Annotated in this window: 19 protein-coding genes; 11 read left to right on the top strand and 8 right to left on the bottom strand. The window is 69.3% G+C overall.

Annotated elements, in window-relative coordinates; all coding sequences use genetic code 11:
- Positions 1–93: 93 nt before the first annotated feature.
- Genes ASF44_RS02255 through ASF44_RS02245 form a run of 3 tightly spaced genes read right to left on the bottom strand, consistent with a single transcriptional unit; the run spans position 94 to position 3,115 of the window.
- Complete coding sequence (locus ASF44_RS02255; RefSeq protein WP_056897525.1) at positions 94–1,260, bottom strand: MFS transporter; 1,167 nt, start codon at positions 1,258–1,260, stop codon at positions 94–96.
- 13 nt (positions 1,261–1,273) lie between these two features.
- Complete coding sequence (locus ASF44_RS02250; RefSeq protein ID WP_056897524.1) at positions 1,274–1,987, bottom strand: 16S rRNA (uracil(1498)-N(3))-methyltransferase; 714 nt, start codon at positions 1,985–1,987, stop codon at positions 1,274–1,276.
- Positions 1,988–1,993: 6 nt separating this feature from the next.
- On the bottom strand, positions 1,994–3,115 hold the full coding sequence (locus ASF44_RS02245; RefSeq protein ID WP_056897523.1) for an aminoglycoside phosphotransferase family protein: 1,122 nt from the start codon (positions 3,113–3,115) through the stop codon (positions 1,994–1,996).
- A 120-nt stretch (positions 3,116–3,235) separates the two neighbouring features.
- On the opposite strand from ASF44_RS02245, the gene ASF44_RS02240 reads away from it, so the two are divergent.
- From ASF44_RS02240 to rsmA, 3 genes are read left to right on the top strand one after another with little or no spacing between them, the layout of a single operon-like run.
- On the top strand, positions 3,236–5,644 hold the full coding sequence (locus ASF44_RS02240; protein ID WP_156374325.1) for an LPS-assembly protein LptD: 2,409 nt from the start codon (positions 3,236–3,238) through the stop codon (positions 5,642–5,644).
- Positions 5,644–6,981 carry a peptidylprolyl isomerase gene (locus tag ASF44_RS02235; RefSeq protein ID WP_056897522.1) on the top strand — a complete coding sequence of 446 codons (1,338 nt, stop codon included), beginning with the start codon at positions 5,644–5,646 and terminating at the stop codon, positions 6,979–6,981. Before ASF44_RS02240 ends, ASF44_RS02235 begins: the two co-directional genes overlap by 1 nt.
- A gap of 16 nt (positions 6,982–6,997) precedes the next feature.
- Complete coding sequence (gene rsmA, locus ASF44_RS02230; protein ID WP_056897521.1) at positions 6,998–7,762, top strand: 16S rRNA (adenine(1518)-N(6)/adenine(1519)-N(6))-dimethyltransferase RsmA; 765 nt, start codon at positions 6,998–7,000, stop codon at positions 7,760–7,762.
- Positions 7,763–8,025: 263 nt separating this feature from the next.
- Here the strand turns inward: rsmA and ASF44_RS02225 are convergent, their stop codons facing one another.
- The 3 genes from ASF44_RS02225 to ASF44_RS02215 form a co-directional block, all read right to left on the bottom strand.
- Positions 8,026–8,448, bottom strand: coding sequence for a barstar family protein (locus ASF44_RS02225; protein ID WP_369802150.1), 423 nt, complete (start codon positions 8,446–8,448; stop codon positions 8,026–8,028).
- Between the two features lie 41 nt (positions 8,449–8,489).
- Entirely contained in the window at positions 8,490–8,837 is a 348-nt protein-coding gene (locus tag ASF44_RS02220) for a ribonuclease domain-containing protein (RefSeq protein WP_082524468.1), read from the bottom strand.
- Positions 8,838–9,071: 234 nt separating this feature from the next.
- A complete protein-coding gene (locus ASF44_RS02215) occupies positions 9,072–11,408 on the bottom strand; it encodes an NADP-dependent malic enzyme (RefSeq protein WP_056897520.1) in 2,337 nt (778 codons plus the stop codon).
- Positions 11,409–11,664: 256 nt separating this feature from the next.
- Between ASF44_RS02215 and ASF44_RS02210 the strand changes: the two genes are divergently transcribed.
- From ASF44_RS02210 to ASF44_RS02180, 7 genes are all read left to right on the top strand, one after another.
- The gene (locus tag ASF44_RS02210) at positions 11,665–12,504 is read left to right on the top strand and encodes a FadR/GntR family transcriptional regulator (RefSeq protein ID WP_056897519.1); all 840 of its coding nucleotides are present in this window, start codon (positions 11,665–11,667) and stop codon (positions 12,502–12,504) included.
- A 62-nt stretch (positions 12,505–12,566) separates the two neighbouring features.
- Positions 12,567–13,856: an ABC transporter substrate-binding protein gene (locus tag ASF44_RS02205; protein WP_235579103.1), complete on the top strand. Its 1,290-nt coding sequence runs from the start codon at positions 12,567–12,569 to the stop codon at positions 13,854–13,856.
- Positions 13,857–13,950: 94 nt separating this feature from the next.
- The gene (locus ASF44_RS02200; RefSeq protein ID WP_056897517.1) at positions 13,951–14,847 is read left to right on the top strand and encodes a branched-chain amino acid ABC transporter permease; all 897 of its coding nucleotides are present in this window, start codon (positions 13,951–13,953) and stop codon (positions 14,845–14,847) included.
- Complete coding sequence (locus ASF44_RS02195) at positions 14,847–15,827, top strand: branched-chain amino acid ABC transporter permease (RefSeq protein ID WP_082524466.1); 981 nt, start codon at positions 14,847–14,849, stop codon at positions 15,825–15,827. Before ASF44_RS02200 ends, ASF44_RS02195 begins: the two co-directional genes overlap by 1 nt.
- A complete protein-coding gene (locus ASF44_RS02190; protein WP_056897516.1) occupies positions 15,824–16,576 on the top strand; it encodes an ABC transporter ATP-binding protein in 753 nt (250 codons plus the stop codon). The genes ASF44_RS02195 and ASF44_RS02190 overlap by 4 nt, the downstream gene beginning before the upstream one ends.
- 189 nt (positions 16,577–16,765) lie before the next feature.
- A complete protein-coding gene (locus ASF44_RS02185; RefSeq protein ID WP_056897515.1) occupies positions 16,766–17,425 on the top strand; it encodes an ABC transporter ATP-binding protein in 660 nt (219 codons plus the stop codon).
- Complete coding sequence (locus tag ASF44_RS02180) at positions 17,422–19,017, top strand: class I adenylate-forming enzyme family protein (protein WP_056897514.1); 1,596 nt, start codon at positions 17,422–17,424, stop codon at positions 19,015–19,017. Before ASF44_RS02185 ends, ASF44_RS02180 begins: the two co-directional genes overlap by 4 nt.
- Before the next feature lie 91 nt (positions 19,018–19,108).
- Here ASF44_RS02180 and ASF44_RS02175 read toward each other — a convergent pair whose 3' ends face one another.
- A complete protein-coding gene (locus ASF44_RS02175) occupies positions 19,109–19,471 on the bottom strand; it encodes a DUF86 domain-containing protein (RefSeq protein WP_056897513.1) in 363 nt (120 codons plus the stop codon).
- Positions 19,468–19,758 (bottom strand): nucleotidyltransferase family protein, encoded by a 291-nt coding sequence (locus ASF44_RS02170; protein WP_056897512.1) that lies wholly within the window; start codon positions 19,756–19,758, stop codon positions 19,468–19,470. The genes ASF44_RS02175 and ASF44_RS02170 overlap by 4 nt, the downstream gene beginning before the upstream one ends.
- Before the next feature lie 134 nt (positions 19,759–19,892).
- On the opposite strand from ASF44_RS02170, the gene ASF44_RS02165 reads away from it, so the two are divergent.
- Positions 19,893–20,879: a tripartite tricarboxylate transporter substrate binding protein gene (locus ASF44_RS02165; protein ID WP_056898163.1), complete on the top strand. Its 987-nt coding sequence runs from the start codon at positions 19,893–19,895 to the stop codon at positions 20,877–20,879.
- Positions 20,880–20,897 lie beyond the last annotated feature (18 nt).

Genomic DNA, 20,897 nt, shown 5'->3' with positions numbered 1-20,897 from the left:
CGTGTGTAGAACAAAGGGGTGGCATTGTGCGGCGCGCGCCTGCGGGCATGTGCAACCATTTGACGGCCGGCGCCGCCGCGGGCCGTGCCGCCTTCAGCCGGCTTGCGTGCGGTGGCGCAGGGCCAGCCAGAGCAGGCCGGACGCCGTCAGTGCCACCGGCACCAGCGAGCCGTAGTTCAGCAGGGTCCAGCCGCGCGTGGTGACCAGCACGCCCGAGGCGAACGAGGTCAGCGCCAGCGTGGCGAACATGCAGAAGTTCAGCACGGCCTGGGCCTTGTCCTTTTCGTCGGGCGTATAGGCCTGCAGCGACAGCGTGGTCGCGCCCGTGAACAGGAAGTTCCAGCCCACGCCCAGCGCGAACAGGGCGACGAGGAAGTGGTGCAGCTCCACCCCCGACAGCGCCACGGCGATGCAGGCCAGGTTCAGCAACAGGCCCGCGCCCATGACGGGCAGCGTGCCGTAGCGCTTGATCAGGTGGCCCGTGAAGAAGCCCGGCGCGAACATGCCGATCACATGCCACTCCAGCACCAGCGCGGCGGCGGAGAACGGCAGCCCGCACTGCTGCATGGCCAGCGGCGTGGCCGCCATCAGCAGGTTCATGATGCCGAAGCCCAGTGAGCCCGCCAGTGCCGCGACGATGAACACGGGCTGGCGCACGATCGCGCCGAGCGGCCGGCCGCCGCCGCCCCGTTGCGCGGCCGGTGCGGGCGGAAAGCGGATGCCGGCCAGCAGCGCGGCCGAGAGCACGGCGGCCACGGCCAGCGCCACATAGGCGCCGGCGAACGGCACCGCGAACCAGTCGCGCGTGGCATTGGCCAGGTTGGGCCCCACGACGCCGCCCAACAGGCCGCCGGCCATGACCAGCGACACCGCCTTCTCGCGCTGCGGCGCGGCGGCCAGCTCTGCCGCGGCGAAGCGGTACAGGCTGGCATTGGCGTTGTAGTAGCCGGCGACCACGGTGGCGCCGCACAGCAGCCAGAAGTCCTTGGCCAGCACCGCCACCATGCACAGCAGTGCCGAGCCGCAGGCCACTGCCAGCCCCAGCAGGAACGAACGCTTGCGGCCCCAGCGCCGCTGCGTGCGCGCCACGAGGCCGGTGCTCAGCGCACCGCCGACCACATAGCCCATGACCGGCAGCGTCGCCATCCAGCCCAGCGGTGCGAGCGACCAGCCGACCAGGCCGTTGATGGCGATGAAGGTCACGTTGTTGACCAGGAACAGCGCCTGGCACAGCGCGAGCAGCCAGAGGTTGCGGTTCATGGCGTGCCGCGTCTCAGCCGTTCAGCAGCGCCAGCGCCGCCAGCGGTGCGGTCTCGGCGCGCAGCACGCGCGGACCGAGCGTGAGCGGCGCGAAACCGGCGGCGATGGCCAGGTCTTCTTCATCAGGCGCGAGGCCGCCTTCGGGGCCGTTCAGCAGCGTGACGGCGGCAGGCGGTGCCAGCTGCCGCAGCGTGCGCGCGCCCTCGCGCAGCGACAGCAGCAGGCGCATGCCGGCATCGGCGGCGGCCGGCCGGGCCAGCCAGGGCGCCAGTTCGGCCACCGGGTGCACGGCCGGCACGCGGTTGCGGCCGCATTGCTCGCAGGCGGCCACGGCCACGGCCTGCCAGTGGGCCGTCTTCTTGGCCGCGCGCTCGCCATGCAGGCGCAGCACGCTGCGCGCCGACACCAGGGGCTGGATGCTGGCCGCGCCGAGTTCGGCCGCCTTCTCGACCAGCCAGTCCATGCGGTCGTTGGCCGGCATCACCACGGCCAGGTGCACGGCCTGCGCGGCCTCGCGCTCGATGGCGCGGTGGGCGCCGACGCTGACCTGCACATCGCTGCGGCCCATCTGCGTCACGGTGGCCTCGAACTCGCCGCCGGCGCCGTTGAACAGCGTCAGCACGTCGCCGGGTTGCAGGCGCAGCACCTGCACATGGCGTGCAGCGCCGGCCGGCAATGCCAGCGCGGCGCCGGTGGCCAGCGGCGATGGGCAGTGGATGCGCGGCACGGCAGGCTAGATCCGGCCGTAGGCGAAGCCGGTGACAGCCTGGGTGCCTTCGATCTGGTCGACCAGGTGCAGCAGGGGCTTGAGCTCGCGGTAGCGGCCGGCCGTGGCGCGGATGTAGCCGATGAAGCGTGGCGTGTCGGCCAGGTATTGCGGCTTGCCGTCGCGCAGCGTGAGCCGCGCGAAGATGCCGGCCACCTTGAGGTGGCGTTGCAGGCCCATCCATTCGACGGCGCGGTAGAAGGCGCCGAAGTCGTCGCCCCAGCCCGTGGCGCTGTTCGCGCCCAGCAGGCCGGCCTTGCGGGCTTCCTGCCAGTAGCGGACCGTGACGTCCAGGACGAAGTCCTCGTCCCAGCTCAGGAAGGCATCGCGCAGCAGGCTGGCGATGTCGTAGGTGATGGGGCCGTACAGCGCATCCTGGAAGTCCAGCACGCCCAGGCGCGTGGCGTCGCCGGGCAGCAGCATCAGGTTGCGCGGCATGAAGTCGCGGTGCACGTAGACGCTGGGCGCGGCCAGGTTCTCGGCCACGATGGCGCCGAAGGCCTGCTCCAGCGTGGCGCGCTGGGCGTCGTCCAGCACCACGCCGCGGTGCTTTGCGAGGTACCAGTCGGGGAACAGCGCCAGTTCGCGCCGCAGCACGGCCTCGTCGTAGGCCGGCAGCACGCCGGGGCGCGAGGCCAGCTGCCAGGCGATCAGCGCATCGATGGCCTGGCGGTAGCGGCCCGCGTTGGCGGCGGCGCTGGCCCGGTCCATGCCCTGCATCATGGTCTGGGTGCCGAGGTCGGACAGCAGCAGGAAGCCGCCGCCCTGGTCCCATTCCAGCACCTCGGGCACCGTGAGGCCGGCCTCGCGCATGAGCGCGGCGATGCGCACGAAGGGCTCGCTGTTCTCCTTGTCGGGCGGCGCGTCCATGACGATGCGGCTGGCGCCATCCATGGTGGCGATGCGCAGGTAGCGGCGGAAGCTGGCGTCGGCCGAGGCCGGTTGCAGCGTGGCGGGCACGAGGTGGTGGCGTGGCGCGATGCCGGCCAGCCAGCGCTGGAACGCCGCCGCACGTTGCGGGTCGGACCACGCCACGGCTGGCGGCGTTTGCGGGCCGGGCACGCCGGTGGGGTCGGTCTTCAGGCTCATGGATAATCGATTCTACAAACCGGCTTGCCGGCAAGCCCCGGGGCTGGTGGCGGCTTCAGGCCCGCCCCTTCGTCCAACACTAGACTGCCCCGGATGCCCGGACCGTCCCTGATCTCTTCGATGCCTCCCGTCCACTTCGCCCTGCCACAGCGTTCTCCCGTCGGCGGTTTCGCCCTGTGCCATGCGGCGGGTGCGGTCGCGGCGCTGGCGCTGCTGCTGGCCACAGATGGCGCGCGTGCGCAGGCTGCCACGGATGCGGCGCCGCTGCGGCTCAAGCCCAGCGAGCAGCTGACGGAGCAGGTGCCGGCCGAACTGCGCAGGCAGCTGCCGACCTTCTTCTCCGGCCAGCGCAGTTCGGGCCGGCCCGACCTGGAGACCGTGATCGAAGGCGACGCCATGATGCGGCGCGGCGACACCATGATCCAGGCCGACCGGCTCGAATACGACCAGGCGACCGACCAGGCCAAGGCGCAGGGCCACGTGCGCATCAACCGCGCGGGCGATGTCTACGAAGGCCCGGCGCTGGAGCTCAAGGTCGATGCCTTCGAGGGCTTCTTCCAGAGCCCGCGCTACCAGCTGCTGCGCGCCGGTGCGCACGGCCAGGCCAGCCGCGCCGATTTCATCGACGACAAGCGCTCGGTGCTGCACGACGCCACCTACACCACCTGCCGGCGCCAGCCCGGCCCGAGCTGGTTGCCCGACTGGGTGCTGACGGCCACCACGATGAACCTGGACACCGAGCAGGACGTGGGCGAGGCCAAGGGCGGCGTGCTGCGCTTCATGGATGTGCCGGTGCTGGCGCTGCCGACCTTCACCTTCCCGCTCAGCGACGCGCGCAAGTCCGGTTTCCTGCCGCCCACGGTGGCGCTGGACAACCTCAACGGCGTCGAGCTGCTGGTGCCCTACTACTGGAACATCGCACCCAACCGCGACGCCACGTTCTACCCCTCGGTCATGAGCAAGCGCGGCGTGATGATGGGCGGCGAGTTCCGCTACATGGAGCCGACCTACCAGGGGCAGTTGCGGCTGGACTACATGCCCACCGACAAGCTGCGCGACCGCGAGCGCTGGTCCTACGAGGCCAAGCACACGGGCGTGATCCAGACCGGCGTGAAAGGCATCGGCAACCTGGCCTTCTCGCTGGATGCCAACCGCGTCAGCGACAACGACTACTGGCGCGACTTCCCCAGCACCACCACCTCGCTGACCGACCGCCTGCGCACCACCGACGCCAACCTGCGCTGGGCGCAGGGCGATTTCTCCGCCGGGCTGCGGGCGCTCAAGTACCAGACGCTGCAGGACGCCAGCGCGCCCATCACGCCGCCCTACGACCGGCTGCCCCAGGTCACGGGCCGCTATGCCCGCTACGACGTCGCCGGCTTCGACTTCTCGGTCGATGCCGACTACACCCAGTTCTCGGCCGACCGCACCTACACGCTGCAGCCCGACGCCAAGCGCAGCTTCCTGCTGGGCCAGATCAGCCACCCCTGGGTACGGCCGGGCTGGTTCTTCACGCCCAAGCTGCAGTTGCATGCCGCGCGCTACACCTTCGACGCGCCGCTGGCCAACGGCGCGACCAGCGCCAGCCGCAGCGTGCCCACCTTCAGCATCGACAGCGGCCTGGTGTTCGAGCGCGACGCCAACTTCTTCGGCCGCGCGTGGCGCCAGACCCTGGAGCCGCGCGCCTTCTACGTGAACACGCCGTACCGCGAGCAGAACAGCCTGCCGGTGTACGACACCACCGCCACCGACTTCAACTTCGGCACCATCTACAGCGAGAACGCCTTCACCGGCAACGACCGCATCTCCGACAGCAACGTGCTCACGCTGGGCCTGGACACGCGTTTCCTGCAGCCGGACACGGGCGCCCAGGTGGCGCGCTTCGGCGTCGCGCAGCGCCTGCGCTTCAAGGACCAGCGCGTGTTCCTGCCGGGCGGCTCGGTGGTCGACGACCGCGTGAGCGACTTCCTGGCCGGCGCCTCGGTGAACTGGGACCCGCTGTGGTCCACCGACGCCACCGTGCAATACAACCCCGATACGCGGCGTTCGGAACGCTTCACCGTGACCGGAAAGTACAGCCCGGGCAACTACCGCGTGGTCAGCACCGCCTACCGCATGCAACGCGCCAGCAGCGGACTGCCGGAGAGCGAGCAGGTCGATGTCGGCTGGCAATGGCCGCTCAACGACCTGTGGGGCGACCGCGGCCAGGACATGGGGCCAGGCCGTGGCCTGGGCTCGGGCCGCTGGTACAGCGTGGGCCGGCTGGCCTACAGCCTGCAGGACCGCCAGTTCGTGGACTCGATCATGGGGCTGGAGTACGACGGCGATTGCTGGATCGGCCGCATCGTGGTCGAGCGCATCCAGCGTTCCAATGCCGCTGCCAACAACAAGATCATGTTCCAGATCGAGTTCGTCGGCCTGGCGCGCCTGGGCTCCAGCCCGCTCAAGACGCTGCGCGACAACATTCCCCGCTACCAGTTCCTGCGCGAGCAGGTGACCACATCGAGCCGTTTCGGCTCCTACGAGTGATGCAACAGTCCAAGCGCCGCACGGCGCCCGCCTCCTTCCTGACGGCCTTGGCGTTGGCCGCGGCCTGCTGGACCGCCGTGCCCTCCGTGGCCCTGGCACAGGGCGCGGCGCGCCAGTCCGACTTCATCGTGGCGGTGGTCAATTCCGAGCCCATCACCAACCTGGAGGTGCAGCGCCGCACCGCCCGCGTGGTGCAGCAGCTGCGCCAGCAGGGCGGCCGCATGCCGACCCAGGCCGAGCTGTCGCGGCAGGCGCTGGAGAGCCTGGTCGTGGAACGCGCCCAGCTGCAGCAGGCGCGCGAAATGGGCCTGAAGGTGGACGAGGCCGCCATCAACCTGGCCGAGCAGAACGTCGCGCGGCAGAACCAGATCGACGTGGCCGAACTGCGCCGCCGCATCGTGCTGGACGGCATGACGACGACGCAATTCCGCAACGACCTGCGCGACCAGATCCTGATGTCGCGCCTGCGCGACCGCGAGCTCGATGCGCGCGTGCGCGTGAGCGATGCCGAGGTCGAGCAGTTCCTGCGCGAGCAGACGGACACCGCGCCCGCAGCGCCGACCGAGATCAACCTGGCCCAGGTGCTGGTGGCCGTGCCCGAGAACGCCACGCCGCAGCAGGTGGCCGAGCGCCAGGCGCGTGCACAGGACGTGGAGAAGCGTGCCCGTGCCGGCGAGGACTTCGCGGCCCTGGCGCGCAGCTTCTCCGACGGAACGGACGCGGCGGCCGGCGGCGAGATGGGGCTGCGCAGCCCCGACCGTTACCCCGAGCTCTTCCTGCAGGCCACGGCCCAGCTGCCCGTCGGCGGGATCACTGAGCCGGTGCGTTCCGGCGCGGGCTTCCACATCCTCAAGGTGGTCGACAAGCGCCAGGCCGGTGCGCTGCAGAGCATCACGCAGCAGCATGCCCGCCACATCCTGCTGCGCGTCGATGCCCAGCAGACCGAGGCCAACGCGCGCGAGCGCCTGGCCGGCATGCGCCGTCGCATCGTGGCTGGCCAGGCCGATTTCGCCGCGTTGGCCCAAGCCAGTTCGCAGGACGGCAGCGCGGCGCAGGGCGGCGACCTGGGCTGGTCCAACCCCGGCCAGTTCGTGCCCGAGTTCGAGGAAGTGCTCGATGCCCTGCGCCCGGGCGAGATCTCCGAACCCATCGTCTCGCGCTTCGGCGTGCACCTGATCCAGCTGCTGGAGCGGCGCCAGTACCAGCTGAACCCGCGCGAGCAGCGCGAGGTGGCCCGCAACCTGGTGCGCGAACGCAAGATGGACGAGGCCTACCGAAGCTGGCTGCAGGAGTTGCGCGGCCGCGCCTACGTCGAGTTGCGCCAGGCGCCCCAGTGAGCCGAGCGAGCCGGACGTGAAGCACATCGCGCGCAAGCGCTTCGGCCAGCATTTCCTGTCGGATGCGGGCGTCATCGACGCCATCGTGCGGGCGATTGCGCCGCAGCCGGGCGATCCCATGGTCGAGATCGGCCCGGGCCTGGCGGCGCTGACCCAGCCGCTGGTCGAGCGCGTCGGCCGGCTCACGGTCATCGAACTCGACCGCGACCTGGCCGAGCGGTTGCGCCGCCATCCCCAGCTCACGGTGGTCGAGTCGGATGTGCTCAAGGTGGACTTCACCGCCCTGGCCGCTGGCGCAGGCCAGAAGGTGCGCGTGGTGGGCAACCTGCCCTACAACATCTCCACGCCCATCCTCTTCCACCTGCTGGAGCACGTGGACGTGGTGCGCGACCAGCACTTCATGCTGCAAAAGGAGGTCATCGACCGCATGGTGGCCACGCCGGCGACCGCGGCCTATGGCCGGCTCAGCGTGATGCTGCAGTGGCGCTACACGATGGAAGACGTGCTGTTCGTGCCGCCCGAGAGCTTCGATCCGCCGCCCAAGGTCGACAGCGCGGTGGTGCGCATGGAGCCGTTGGCGGAGCCGCCGCAGCTCGACGTGAAGCTGCTCAGCGAGCTGGTGCAGGTGGCTTTCAGCCAGCGCCGCAAGCTGCTGCGCCACAGCCTGGGCCGGTGGCTGGAGGCGCGCCAGTTCGGCGGCAGCTTCGACCTGCAGCGCCGGGCCGAGGAAGTGCCCGTGGCCCAATACGTGGCCCTGGCACAGGCGCAGGCCCCGCAATGACAAACGCCCGTCGGCTGACGGGCGTCGATCCTGGAACCGGTGGCTGCCGCCTCAGGCTGCTGCCAACCAGTAACCCGCGTTGAAGGGGCTGCTCATGCGCAGCGCCAGGGGCGAGACGTCGACCAGCTTGTCGGTGGGCATCTTCTCGCCCGATTCCGTGGTGCTGGTTGCCGTGGTCGTGCTGGTGAGGGCGATGCCGGCAACGGCGTCGTCCTGCTGGGCCTCGTTCGCCCGTTCCGCTTGGCTGGTGTGTGCGGAACGGGCTACAGAAAAGAATAGAAACAGCGGAACGGGATCTTGCGGTCGCCCCAGTAGTCTGCAGCGTCGCGGAAGATGTCCAGCAGCTGCTCGCGCGCTTCCTTGTCGAACTTGGCGTTCGCGGGGATCTGCTCCAGCACGACGATGAAGCCGGGCTGCGGGCCCGACTTGTGCAGCGGGTCGGTCATGCAGTCGTACAGCGCATCGAAGTTCTTGCCGAAGTGCGTCGGGAACGTGAATTGCTGCGCGATCAGGTCGAGCACGTCCTGCTTGCTCTGAGCATTGGCCAGGTTGGCGTACAGGAAATGGTGGCCCATGGACTGGGCAGCCTCCTGCAGATCGGCTACGCGAAACGCCCGGATCGACTGGACGATGTTGGTTCGCACGGTACGCAGAGGCTGGTCCAGCTCCGCTTTAACGTTGGTCATCAAAATACCTCGGTCTCACAAAAACAAGAATCGCCCGACCTTCACGGCGCGATCTTGCGAAAACTCGCATAGTGGTCGCTGGTGTAGTAGCAACCATCCGGCACCGTCGGCCGCTGGCCGCCGCAGACGATGCGCCGCGCACCGCGGCTGCGTGCACCTTCTCCGGCCACCGTGTACTCGCGGTAGTAGCCCCGCTTGTGTTCCGGCAGCAGGCGCTCGCGGTTGAAGAACACGGTGCCGTCTTTCTCGTACGGGAACGGCCCGCCTTGCAGGATGCGTTGGTAGGTCGCCTGACCTTCCCTTGGCAGGGCGTCCAACGCCACCGTGGCGCCATCGGCCGAAGTCCGGGCCTGCACCGAAACAGTGCAAACCGTCAGCACCACCGCCATCAAACCGCGCCAAAGCGGACGGCTGAAGGGGTGGCAAATCGTGGACAACATGGGAAAGAAGAACTGGCGCACAGACCGCACGGCTTCGTGCGCGGGCTCCGGGTTAACCCCCGGATCGAAGCGCGCTAGTGTGCCCCAAGGGCTCCGCAAACGCAAGGCCCATGCCCAAAAAACAGGCATGGGCCGCAAGGGCTTCGCATCGCACCAAGTTAGTGCTTGCTTGGCCGGCGGAGGTCAGCGCTGCGCGTTGGCGTCGGCGACGGTCAGGGCCGTCATGTTGACGATGCGGCGCACGGTGGCGCTGGCGGTCAGGATGTGCACCGGCTTGGCGGCACCCAGCAGGACCGGGCCGATGGCGATGTTGCCGCCGGCCGCTGTCTTGAGCAGGTTGTAGGAAATGTTGGCCGCGTCGATGTTGGGCAGGACCAACAGGTTGGCGTCGCCCGCCAGCGTGGAGTGCGGCATGATGCCCGCGCGCTGCTTGCCATCCAGGGCCACGTCGCCGTGCATCTCGCCGTCCACTTCGAGCCAGGGCGCCTGCGTGCGCAGCAGGTCCAGCGTGCGGCGCATCTTGACCGCGCTGGGGTGGTTGCTGGTGCCGAAGTTGGAATGCGACAACAGCGCTGCCTTGGGCTTGATGCCGAAGCGCATCATCTCCTCGGCCGCCATGGTCGTGATCTCGGCGAGTTCCTCGGCGCTCGGGTCGTAGTTGACGTGCGTGTCGACCAGGAACACCTGGCGGCCCGGCAGCATCAGCCCGTTCATGCAGGCGTAGATCGGCACGTCCTGCGCTGTGCTGTCACAGCCGCCGGGGCGCTTGCCGATCACCTGGTCGATGTAGTGCAGGTGGTTGTGCGTGGTGCCCCAGGTGCCGCAGATCAGGCCGTCCACCTCGCCCTTGTGCAGCAGCATGGCGCCGATCAGCGTCAGGCGCCGGCGCATCTCGATCTTGGCGACCTGCTGCGTGATGCCCTGGCGCTCCGTCATGCGGTGGTAGGTCTGCCAAAAGTCGCGGTAGCGGTGGTCCTGCTCGACGTTGACGATGTCGTAGTCCAGCTCCTCGCGCAGGCGCAGGCCGAACTTGGCGATGCGCTGGGCGATGATGCTCGGCCGCCCGATCAGCGTGGGCCGGGCGATGCCTTCGTCCACCACGATCTGGGCAGCGCGCAGCACGCGCTCTTCCTCGCCTTCGGAGTAGGCCACGCGCTTCTTGCTGGCGTTCTTCGCGGCCGTGAAGATCGGCTTCATGATGTTGCCGGACGCGTAGACGAAGCTCTGCAGCCGGTCGCGGTAGGCGTCCATGTCCTGGATCGGGCGCAGCGCCACGCCGCAGGCGGCCGCGGCCTGGGCCACGGCCGGGGCGATCTTCATCATGAGCCGCGGGTCGAACGGCTTGGGGATCAGGTATTCGGGGCCGAAGCTCAGTTTCTCGCCCACGTAGGCGGCGGCCACCACTTCGCTCTGCTCGGCCTGCGCCAGGTCGGCGATGGCGTGCACCGCCGCGATCTCCATCTCGTCGGTGATCGTGGTGGCGCCGCAGTCCAGCGCGCCGCGGAAGATGTACGGGAAGCACAGGACGTTGTTGACCTGGTTCGGGTAGTCCGTGCGGCCGGTGGCCATGACCACGTCGTCGCGCACCGAGCGCGCGTCTTCCGGCGTGATTTCCGGGTTCGGGTTGGCCAGCGCGAAGATCACCGGCCGGGGCGCCATCTTGGCAACCATGGCGGGCTTGAGCACGCCGCCGGCCGACAGGCCCAGGAACACGTCGGCACCCTCGATCACCTCGCCCAGCTTGCGCAGTTCGGTGGGCTGTGCGTACTGCGCCTTGTCCTCGTCCATGAGCTCGGTGCGGCCGTGGTAGACCACGCCGGCCAGGTCGGTCACCCAGACGTTCTTGCGCTGCAGGCCCACCTTGAGCAGCAGGTTCAGGCAGGCCAGTGCTGCGGCGCCGGCGCCCGAGGTCACGAGCTTGACCTCGGCGATGTCCTTGCCCACCACCTTCAGGCCGTTGAGCATGGCGGCGGCCACCGTGATGGCCGTGCCGTGCTGGTCGTCGTGGAACACCGGGATCTTCATGCGCTTGCGCAGCTCGCGCTCGACGAAGAAGCAGTCCGGTGCCTTGATGTCTTCCAGGTTGATGGCGCCGAAGGTGGGCTCCAGCGCGGCGATCACGTCGACCAGCTTCTGCGGATCCTTCTCGTCGATCTCGATGTCGAACACATCGACGCCGGCGAACTTCTTGAACAGCACGCCCTTGCCTTCCATGACCGGCTTGGAGGCCAGCGGGCCGATGTCGCCCAGGCCCAGCACGGCCGTGCCGTTGGAGATGACGGCCACCAGGTTGCCGCGGGCGGTGTACTTGAAGGCGGCGTTCGGGTCCTTGACGATTTCCTCGCAAGGCGCGGCCACGCCGGGCGAGTAGGCCAGCGCCAGGTCGCGCTGGTTCACGAGCTGCTTGGTCGCCGTGACCGAGATCTTGCCGGGCGTCGGGAACTCGTGGTATTCGAGCGCTGCGCGGCGCAGCTCGGCGCGTTTGTCTTCGGTGCTCACCGGGGTCGAAGGGCTTGCCATGTTGGCGTCTCCTCAAGGCGAGCTTGCGGACCTCTTCGCCCGGCACACCCGCCTGACGTGTTCAAGGGGAGCGCGATTGTAGACCTCGCAAATGGCCCCCCGAATGGCATGCAAAGGTCACGCAGTTGTGACTTTTCGAGAGCGAATCGCGTGCGGCGCGTCGCGGGAAAACCCGCTGGTTGACACCGTTGCGAATGCCAACAATCCGATTGTCCGACAAACAAAAACCGCCTTGGCGGGGACGAGGAGACCTGGCTTGACTGGCAGCACCCGTGCGCCGCGCCGCGAGGCCGACGAAGCGTCCGACATCCAGGGCAGCGCGCCGGCCCGGCCGCGCGAGGACGCCTCCATGTTCAGCCGCCTGCAGCTGGCGCCTGCCTACAAGCAGGTATCGACCGAGATCGAGCGCTCCATCCTGTCGGGCCAGCTGCGCCCCGGCATGCCGCTGCCCACCGAGCAAAGCCTGGCCGAGCGCTTCGGCGTGCACCGCTCCACCGTGCGCGAGGCGATCCGCCAGGTCGAGCAGGAGGGCCTGGTGCAGCGCCGCGAAGGCCGCCGGCTGTTCGTCGCATTGCCCGGCCTGTACGACCTGGCGCCGCGCACCGCGCGCCTGTTGATGCTGCAGCAGACCACCTTTGCCGAACTCTGGCAGGTGGCCGTGACGCTGGAGCCGCTGGCCTCGCAGCTGGCGGCCGAGCACGCCGAGCCGGCCGACTTCGAAGAACTCGCGCGCAACACCGAACTGACGGCCGCGCTGCAGGCCGAAGGCACTGGCACGCTGGCGCAGGACCAGCGCCTGGTGGAGCTGGACGTGGAGTTCCACGCCCTGGTCGGCCGGGCCAGCCGCAACCGCCCGCTGATGCTGGCGCGCGAACCCATCAGCCTGCTCTACAACCCCACGCTGCTGCAGATCCACCAGCGCCTGCCGCAGTCGAAGGCGCGCAACCTGGCCGCGCACCGCGGCATCCTGGACGCGCTGCAGCGCCGCGACGGTGCCGCCGCCGCCGAGTGGACGCGCAAGCACATGGTCGATTTCAAGAAGGGCTTCGAGATGACCGGCCTGGACATGGCCGCGCCCATCGCCCCGCCGCCCTAGCCGTTCCCGACCGTTCCCGTTCCATCACCACAAGCAGGAGACAAGCAATGCAAAGACATGAGATGGTTTCGCGCACCGCCCGCCTGGCCGGCGCCTTCGTCCTGACGGCACTGGCCGCCTCGGTGCAGGCGCAGGAGACGTTCAAGATCGGCATCGTCAGCTTCCTCTCGGGCCAGGCGGCCGAGAGCTTCGGCATCCCGGCCGTCAACGGCGCCAAGGTGCTGGTCGAGGCCTTCAACAAGGGCGAGGCACCGGCGCCCTACAACAAGGCCGGCTTTGGCGGCATGAAGATCGAGGCCGTCTACGTCGACGAGAACGGCGGCGCCACCAAGCAGGTGCAGGAGCTGCGGAACCTGTACGACCGCGAGAAGGTCGACGCCGTGGTCGGCTACGTGAGTTCGGGCGACTGCCTGGCCGTGGCGCCCGTGGCCGAGGAGCTCAAGAAGTTCCTGATCCTGTACGACTGCGGCACGCCGCGCGTGTTCGAGGACGCCAAGTACAGCTACGTGTTCCGCACCGCCTCGCACGGCACCATGGACAACGTGGCGCTGGCGCGCTACCTCAAGGCGCGCAACATCAAGGCCGAGAGCTACAACCTCATCAACCAGGACTACGCCTGGGGCCACGACTCGCGCGCCGACTTCAAGGCCGCGATGGCGCAGCTCTACCCGCAGGCCAAGGTCGGCGAAGACCTGCTGCCCAAGTTCGGCGCCGGCCAGTACGGCACCGAGATCTCGGCCCTGACCTCCAAGCGTGCCGACATCACGCACTCCAGCCTGTGGGGCGGCGACCTGCAGGCCTTCGTGCTGCAGTCCGGCCCGCGCGGCCTGTTCAAGCGCTCGCAGGTCGTGCTGTCGGCGGCCGACCACGTGCTGACGCCGCTGGGCGACAAGATGCCTGACGGCACCATCCTCGGCGCCCGCGGCGCCTACGGCCTGCTGGCGCCCAAGAGCCCGCTGAACGACTGGTGGTGGAAGCTCTACGAGACCGGCTACAGCACCTACCCGGCCCAGGCCCCGTACCGCATGGCGCAGGCACTGCTGGGCCTGAAGCTCGCGGCCGAGAAGGCCATGGCCGCCAATGGCGGCAAGAAGCCCACGTCCGAGCAGCTGGCCGCCGCGCTCAAGGGCAGCGAGTGGGACGCGCCCGGCGGCCGCATCCGCATGACGCTGGGCGATGGCCAGCAGGCCACGCAGCCCACGGCCATCGGCAAGACGCGCTTCGATGCGGCCAAGAAGATGGTGGTGCTGGACGACATCCAGCGCTTCCCGGCCGAGTGCGTGAATCCGCCGGCTGGCATGAAGTCCGAGGACTGGATCAAGGGCGGCATGGCCGGTGCCAAGTGCGAGTGACGTGCGCATGACCAGCGGCGCCTAGCCGCTGCCATCCCCGGCCGGCCGGCATGCCGGCCCGGCCGGGGCCTGCTCCTCCTTCACCGATCCGGCCATGACCACCGCCATCACCATCCTCGTCGACGGCCTGAGCTATGCCTCCTGGCTGTTCATCGTCGCGCTCGGGCTCACGCTCGTGTTCGGCGTGCTGAAGATCCTCAACATCGCGCACGGCAGCTTCTACGCGCTGGGCGCCTATGCGGCCGCCAGCTTCGTGGGCTGGTTCGCCACGCTCAAGCTGGCGCCCGAATGGTCGCTGGTGGCCATGCTGCTGGCCGCCGTGGCGGTCGCCGCGCTGGTCGCGCCGCTGACCGAGCGCGGCCTGCTGCGCTTCTTCTACGGCCGCGACGAGGTGCTGCTGGTGCTCGTCACCTACGCGCTGTTCCTGATGCTGGAAGACATCACCAAGCTGATCTGGGGTGCCAACCCGTACTACGTGTCCGAGCCCTACGCGATGTTCGGGAACATCGAGATCGGCGAGCAGATCTACGTGGGCTACGACTTCATGCTCATGGGGCTGGCGGCCGTGGTCGGCGTGGCGGTCTGGTGGGGCCTGAACCGCACGCGCCAGGGCAAGATCGTGCTGGCCGTGATCCACAGCGAGGAGGTGGCCTCCAGCATGGGCGTCAACGTGTCGCGCGTGTACATGCTGGCCTTCGCGGTGGGCATCTTCCTGGCCTGCATCGGCGGGGCCTTCACGGCGCCGCTGATCTCGGTGCAGCCGGGCATCTCGGTGGGCGTGATCATCGTCTCGTTCGCCGTCGTCATCATCGGCGGCCTGGGCAGCATCGAGGGTGCGGCCATCGGCGCGCTGATCGTCGGCCTGGCCCGCTCCTGCGCCGTGCACCTGGCGCCGCAGGTCGAGCTGTTCGCCATCTACGTGGTCATGGCGCTGGTGCTGGTGTTCCGGCCCGAAGGCCTGTTCCAGCGCATCCAGGCAAGGAAGATCTGATGAAGACCGCTTCTCTTCCCATTCCTGCGGTGACACGCCCGGCCACCGGCCTGCGCGGGCGCACCGTGCTCTGGGTCGGCCTCGGCCTGCTGGTGGCGCTCATCGCCGTCGGCGCGTTCCTGCCGCGCTGGCTGGTGTTTCTGCTGACCATGGCTGCCTCGCACGGCCTGGTCTCGCTGGGCATCGTGCTGCTCATGCGCAGCGGCGTCGTGTCCTTCGGCCAGGGGCTGGTGTTCGCCATCGGCGGCTACGCCGGCGCGCTGTGCTTCAACCAGCTCGGCATCACCGACGCGCTGCTGCTCACGCTGGTCGGCGGGCTGGCGGCCGTGCTGGTCGCGCTGCCGTTCGCACCGCTGCTGGCGCGCTACCGCGGCATCTTCTTCGCCATGCTGACGCTGGCGCTGTCCATGGTCTGCTACGGCGTGCTGGTCAAGACCACCAGCCTGGGCGGCTCCGACGGCTTCAACATGGGCCGGGCCACGCTGCTGGGCCAGACGCTGTCGGACGAGCGCGTGGCCTACGTGCTGTACGGCGTCACCGTCTTCGTGGCGGGCGTGCTGGCGCTGCTGGCGCGCGTGTATTTCGATTCCACGCGCGGCCTGATCGCCCAGGCCGTGCGCGAGAACGAGTTGCGCGTGGAGTACCTGGGCGGCTCGGTGCGCCAGGCCGTGGCGCTGAACTTCGGCATGGCGGCGTTCGCAGGCGGCTGCGGCGGCGCGCTGACCGTCATGTCGCTGGGCCACATCGACCCCAACTTCAGCTACTGGACGACGTCGGGCGAGTTCGTGTTCGTCGCGATCCTGGCCGGCTCGCAGAGCGTGCTGGCGGTGTTCGTGGCCTCCACGCTGCTGGAGGTGGTGCGCTCGTTCTCCAGCCTGTATTTTCCAAACACCTGGCAGCTGTCGCTGGGCCTGTTCCTGCTGCTGATGATCCGCTTCCTGCCGGGCGGCATCGGCTCCCTGTGGATGAAGAAAAAATGAGCGACGACATCCTGCTGCGCGCCCGCGCCATCGAGAAGCGCTTCGGCGCCGTGGTCGCGGCCAGCAGCCTCAGCATCGACATCCTGGCCGGCCAGCGCGTGAGCCTGATCGGCAGCAACGGCGCCGGCAAGACCACCTTCGTGAACATGGTGACGGGCTACCTCAAGCCCGACACCGGCAGCATCGAGCTGGGCGGGCGCGACATCACGCGGCTTGCGCCGCGCGCCATCACGCACCTGGGCGTGGCGCGCTCGTTCCAGATCCCGCAGCTGTTCGCCGAACTCACGGTGCTCGAGAACATGCTGGTGGCCAACGCATGCCACGGCCAGCGGCTGTCGTTCTGGCAGCCGGCGCGCCGCGGCGACGCGGTGGACCGCGCCGACGCGCTGCTGCAGCGCTTCCAGCTGACCGAGCACCGCGACCGCCGCGTGGCCGAGCTGCCCGGCGGCGTGCGCAAGCTGCTCGACATCGCGATGGCGCTGACCGGCCAGCCGCGCCTCTTGCTGCTGGACGAACCCACGAGCGGCGTGGCCGCCGAGGAGAAGTTCCCCATGATGGACATCATCATGACCGCGCTGGGCCAGGAGGCCATGACCGTGCTGTTCGTCGAGCACGACATGGACATCGTCGACCGCTACGCCGACCGCGTGGTGGCGTTCTACGCCGGCCGCATCATTGCCGACGACGTGCCGGCCGTGGCCCTGGCCGCCGACGACGTGCGCCGCTACGTCACCGGCACCCTGCACTGACATGAGACCACCCCGTTTGAATGTCTCACTTCGTGTAGACATTCCATACCCCTCAAGGGGCGCCGCCAGCGGCCGGGCGGAGCCCGTTCCGCGGCGTCCGCTGGCATGGCCTGCTCCGCGGCCTTCAGAGCTGGGTCGCGGCTGGTGGTGCCAACGACGTGTCGCGCGAGCCATTGCACAGGAGAACACATGCTGATCGTCGAATCCGCCCACGTGGCCATCGGCTCGGTGCAGGTGCTGCGCGGCCTGCGCCTGGCCGTGCCCGCGCAATCCATGGTCGGCCTGATCGGCCGCAACGGCGCGGGCAAGACCACGCTGCTGCGCACCGTGATGGGCCACCTCACGCCCTCGCAGGGCCGCATCAGCTTCGAGGGCCAGGACCTGGCCAGCGTGCCGCGCCATGCGCGCGCCGCGCTGGGCATCGGCTACATGCCTGAAGACCGTGGCCTGGTGCCCGAACTCAGTGTGGAAGAGAACATCCTGATCCCGCTGTGGGCCACCGGCATGCGCAGCACGCGCGCGCGGCTCGACTTCATCTACGGCGTGCTGCCCGAACTGGCACCGATGCGCGACCGCCGTGCGCTGCTGCTCTCGGGCGGCCAGCAGAAGCTGGTGGCGCTGGCGCGCGCGTTGGGCGTGGGCACGCGGCTGCTGCTGCTGGACGAGCCCTTTGAGGGCGTGGCGCCGGCCCTGTCGATGCGGCTGGGCGAGGTCATCGCCGGGCTGCGCGGCGGCGCGCTGTCGGTGCTGATCGCGCAATCCGACCTCAACCATTCGCGCAAGCTGGTCGATGCCGAGGTGGTGATCGAGCGCGGCGCCAATGCCGTTCCCACGGAGGCCGCAGCATGACGCGCTGGCACACCACCGAACTGCCGGCCATGCGCGAAGAGGCCGTCTACGGCGACCGCGTGGTGCGCTGCTTCGCCGAGCGTCCGCCCAGCATGCACGCGCTGCTGGAGCGCGCCGTGGCCCAGTACCCCGGCCAGGACGCGGTGGTCCACAACGGCCAGCGCTGGAGCTACCGCGCGCTCGACGCCGAAGTCGCACGCATCGCAGGCGGCCTGGCCGCACTGGGCGTGCAGGCCGGCGAGCGTGTCGTGCTGTTCATGGGCAACCGGCCAGAGTTCATGGCCGTGCTGTTCGCGGTGCAGCGCCTGGGCGCCATCGCCGTGCCCATCGGCGAGCGCGAACAGCGGCCGGGGCTGGCCTACATGCTGCAGCAGTGCGGTGCTTGCGCCATCGTGTTCGACGAAGGGCTCGCCGAACGCATTCCCTCGCCCGACGAGGTGCCCGGCCTGCGGCTGCGGCTGCGCCTGGTCGTGGGCGAGGCGCCCGGCGCCCTGCCCCTGTCCAGCCTGCGCGGAGACGTGCGGGACGCTGCCCCCGTCCGCGAGCAGGACACCGCGCTGATCCTCTACACCTCGGGCACCACGGGCCGCCCCAAGGGCGCCATGCTCACGCACCTCAACGTCGCGCACTCGGTGCGCCACTACGAACTGTGCATGGGCCTGCGCGCGGGCGACCGCTCGGCGCTGGCGGTGCCGGCCAGCCATGTCACGGGCCTCATCGCCATCATCGCGGCCATGGTGCACATCGGCGGCGCGGTGGTGATGCTGTCCGAGTTCAAGGCGCCGGCCTTCCTGCAGCTGCTGGAGACCGAGCGCGTCACGCACACGCTCATGGTGCCGGCCATGTACCAGCTGTGCCTGCTGCAGCCGGCCTTCGATGCCGCGCGGCTGGCCAGCTGGCGCATCGGCGGCTATGGCGGCGCGCCCATGCCCGTGTCGGCCATCGACGCCATGGCCGAGCGCCTGCCCGGCCTCACGCTCATCAACGCCTATGGCGCGACCGAGACCACCTCGCCCACCACCATGATGCCGCCCGGCCTCACGCGCGCGCATGCCGACAGCGTGGGCATCGCGCTGCCCTGCGCCCAGGTGCGCGTGGTGGACGACGCGGGCCGCGACCTGCCGCCCGGCGAGAGCGGCGAACTGTGGATCGGCGGCCCCATGGTCGTGCCCGGCTACTGGGACAACCCCGAGGCCACGGCCGCCAACTTCACCGAGGGCTACTGGCATTCGGGCGACCTGGGCAGCATCGATGCGCAAGGCTTCGTGCGTCTGTTCGACCGCAAGAAGGACATGCTCAACCGCGGCGGCTTCAAGATCTATTCGGTCGAGGTCGAGCACTGCCTGGTGGCGCTGCCCGGCGTGGTCGAGGCCGCCATCGTCGGGCGGCCCTGCCCGGTGCTGGGCGAGCGCGTGCACGCCTTCCTGTACGCGCCCGGCCTGGCCCGCGACGACGAGGCCGTGCGCGCCCACTGCCGCGCGCGCCTGACCGACTACAAGGTGCCCGAGACCATCACCTGGTCCGACACGCCCTTGCCGCGCAATGCCGGCGGCAAGCTGCTCAAGCGGATGCTGCGCGAGCAACTTGCCTGAGTGCCACGCGCTGCCAGGCCTTCTCGGAGGTTCCTCAAATCGACGAGCGCGGCCATCCGCCCCGCGATCGCGACATACCGATCACAGATCGTCAGTCGGTGATGCCGTCGCGCAGCAGCGTCGTCAACGCATGCAGCGGCGGCAGATCGCGCTGGAGCGTGCCCCAGACGATCTCCAGATCCACCTTGAAGTAGCCATGCGACAGGGAATTGCGCATGTCATTGGCAACAGCCAGCGGCAGTTCAGGGTGGGCCGCCGCGAATTCCGGGTGTGCCCGCAAGATGTTGCGGCTGGCTTCGCCGATGACTTCGAGGTTGCGGATCACACCGTCCTGGACCAGTTCGTCGCACAGAAACGCAGGAGCATCCATGGAGCCGGTGTACCGCTGGATGCGCTCGATGGCTTCGATGATGTGCCCGAGGTAATCGACCAAGCGTTGCGGGTCACGCTTCATACCGGGCGTGCCTCTGCGAGCACCGCCGCGCGGAACTTCTCCGGCAAGGCCCGGGGTGTGAGCACATCGACCGGCACACCGAGAAGTGCGCGCAGCTCCAGCCGGATGGCACCGATGTCGAACAGCGTCGTTTCTGGCGTCGGGTCCACGAGCAGATCCAGGTCGCTGTCTTCCGTGTCGGATCCATGGAGTACCGAACCGAACACCCGTGCATTGCGGGCGCGATGCGACTCCACCACGCGGCGAATTGCCAAGTGGTGGGTGTGCAGCGCATCGGACGGTTTCATGGTCTGGCTTGCCTTCGTGCAACGGAGACGACAACAGCGGCAGATGTTGCCACACCGCACGGAGCGAGGAAAACCCTGAGGCGGCGCACGTTCGGTCGCACGACCATGGCAACCCCGTCCCGATGCCATCCACCATGCCTTCCATCACCGTACACCCCTCCCGCCGCCAACTCCTCGCGCTCGGCGCCGCCCTGCCCTGGGCCGCGCACGCGCAGCCCGTCTGGCCCAGCAAGCCACTGCGCCTGGTCGTGCCGTTCGCACCCGGCGGCAGCTCGGAGATCGTGGCCCGCTCCGTGGCGGGCGAGATGGCCAAGACCATCGGCCAGAACGTGTTCGTCGACAACAAGCCCGGCGCGGCCGGCAACATCGCGATGCAGGAGGTGGCCGCCGCGGACGACGGCCACACGCTGATCCTGGGCCACATCGGCACGCTGGCCGTGAACCCCTACATCTTCAGCAAGCTGCCCTACGACGCCGAACGCGACTTCGTGCCCGTCACGCTGCTGTCCAAGGTGCCCAGCCTCTACGTGGTGCACCCCGACCTGCCGGTCAAGGACCTGAAGGAGTTCGTGGCCTACGCCAAGAGCAAGCCTGGCCAGCTCAACTACGGCTCGGCCGGCAACGGCAGCGCCGGCCACCTGGCCTTCGAGTACCTCAAGATGGCCAGCGGCATGTTCGTGGTGCACGTGCCCTACCGCGGCACCGGCCCGATGCTGACCGACCTGATGTCGGGCCGGCTGCAGGCCGCCTCGGTCGGCGCGCCGGCGCTGCTGCCCTTCATCAAGGCCGGCCGGCTGCGCTGCATCGCCACCGGCACCACCGAGCGGCTGCCGCAGCTGCCCGACGTGCCCACCGTGGCCGCCCAGGGCTACCCGGGCTTCGAGATGACGCAGTGGTACGGCCTGCTGGCCCCCGCCAAGTGGCCGCGTGCCCACATCGCCAAGCTGGAGGCCGAGGCCATCCGCGCGGCCAAGGGCAGCGTCGTCAAGGACAAGCTCTCGGCCGACACCGCGCTGGCCGTGGGCAGCAGCGCGGCCGAATTCGGTGCTTTCATCAAGACCGAGCAGGCGCGCTGGAAGCCCGTGATCGCGCGCGCACAGATCGAGCCGGAGGGCGCGTAGCCGGGACGCTGTGCGAAC

Origin of the sequence: Pseudorhodoferax sp. Leaf274 (genome assembly GCF_001422445.1) — a bacterium.
GTDB lineage: Bacteria > Pseudomonadota > Gammaproteobacteria > Burkholderiales > Burkholderiaceae_C > Pseudorhodoferax.
The sequence above is the reverse complement of the archived record's forward strand: the minus strand, read 5'-3'. Positions and strand labels throughout refer to the sequence as shown.

What these genes read in the sequence shown, in the direction of transcription:
- ASF44_RS02235 (WP_056897522.1), top strand. Translation starts at nt 5,644, where the DNA reads ATGCAACAGTCCAAGCGCCGCACGGCGCCCGCCTCCTTCCTGACGGCC.
- ASF44_RS02205 (WP_235579103.1), top strand. Translation starts at nt 12,567, where the DNA reads ATGGTTTCGCGCACCGCCCGCCTGGCCGGCGCCTTCGTCCTGACGGCA.
- ASF44_RS02175 (WP_056897513.1), bottom strand. Translation starts at nt 19,471, where the DNA reads ATGAAGCGTGACCCGCAACGCTTGGTCGATTACCTCGGGCACATCATC.
- ASF44_RS02220 (WP_082524468.1), bottom strand. Translation starts at nt 8,837, where the DNA reads ATGGCGGTGGTGCTGACGGTTTGCACTGTTTCGGTGCAGGCCCGGACT.
- ASF44_RS02245 (WP_056897523.1), bottom strand. Translation starts at nt 3,115, where the DNA reads ATGAGCCTGAAGACCGACCCCACCGGCGTGCCCGGCCCGCAAACGCCG.
- ASF44_RS02190 (WP_056897516.1), top strand. Translation starts at nt 15,824, where the DNA reads ATGAGCGACGACATCCTGCTGCGCGCCCGCGCCATCGAGAAGCGCTTC.
- ASF44_RS02165 (WP_056898163.1), top strand. Translation starts at nt 19,893, where the DNA reads ATGCCTTCCATCACCGTACACCCCTCCCGCCGCCAACTCCTCGCGCTC.
- ASF44_RS02215 (WP_056897520.1), bottom strand. Translation starts at nt 11,408, where the DNA reads ATGGCAAGCCCTTCGACCCCGGTGAGCACCGAAGACAAACGCGCCGAG.
- ASF44_RS02225 (WP_369802150.1), bottom strand. Translation starts at nt 8,448, where the DNA reads ATGACCAACGTTAAAGCGGAGCTGGACCAGCCTCTGCGTACCGTGCGA.
- ASF44_RS02195 (WP_082524466.1), top strand. Translation starts at nt 14,847, where the DNA reads ATGAAGACCGCTTCTCTTCCCATTCCTGCGGTGACACGCCCGGCCACC.
- ASF44_RS02170 (WP_056897512.1), bottom strand. Translation starts at nt 19,758, where the DNA reads ATGAAACCGTCCGATGCGCTGCACACCCACCACTTGGCAATTCGCCGC.
- ASF44_RS02185 (WP_056897515.1), top strand. Translation starts at nt 16,766, where the DNA reads ATGCTGATCGTCGAATCCGCCCACGTGGCCATCGGCTCGGTGCAGGTG.
- ASF44_RS02255 (WP_056897525.1), bottom strand. Translation starts at nt 1,260, where the DNA reads ATGAACCGCAACCTCTGGCTGCTCGCGCTGTGCCAGGCGCTGTTCCTG.
- ASF44_RS02180 (WP_056897514.1), top strand. Translation starts at nt 17,422, where the DNA reads ATGACGCGCTGGCACACCACCGAACTGCCGGCCATGCGCGAAGAGGCC.
- ASF44_RS02200 (WP_056897517.1), top strand. Translation starts at nt 13,951, where the DNA reads ATGACCACCGCCATCACCATCCTCGTCGACGGCCTGAGCTATGCCTCC.
- ASF44_RS02240 (WP_156374325.1), top strand. Translation starts at nt 3,236, where the DNA reads ATGCCTCCCGTCCACTTCGCCCTGCCACAGCGTTCTCCCGTCGGCGGT.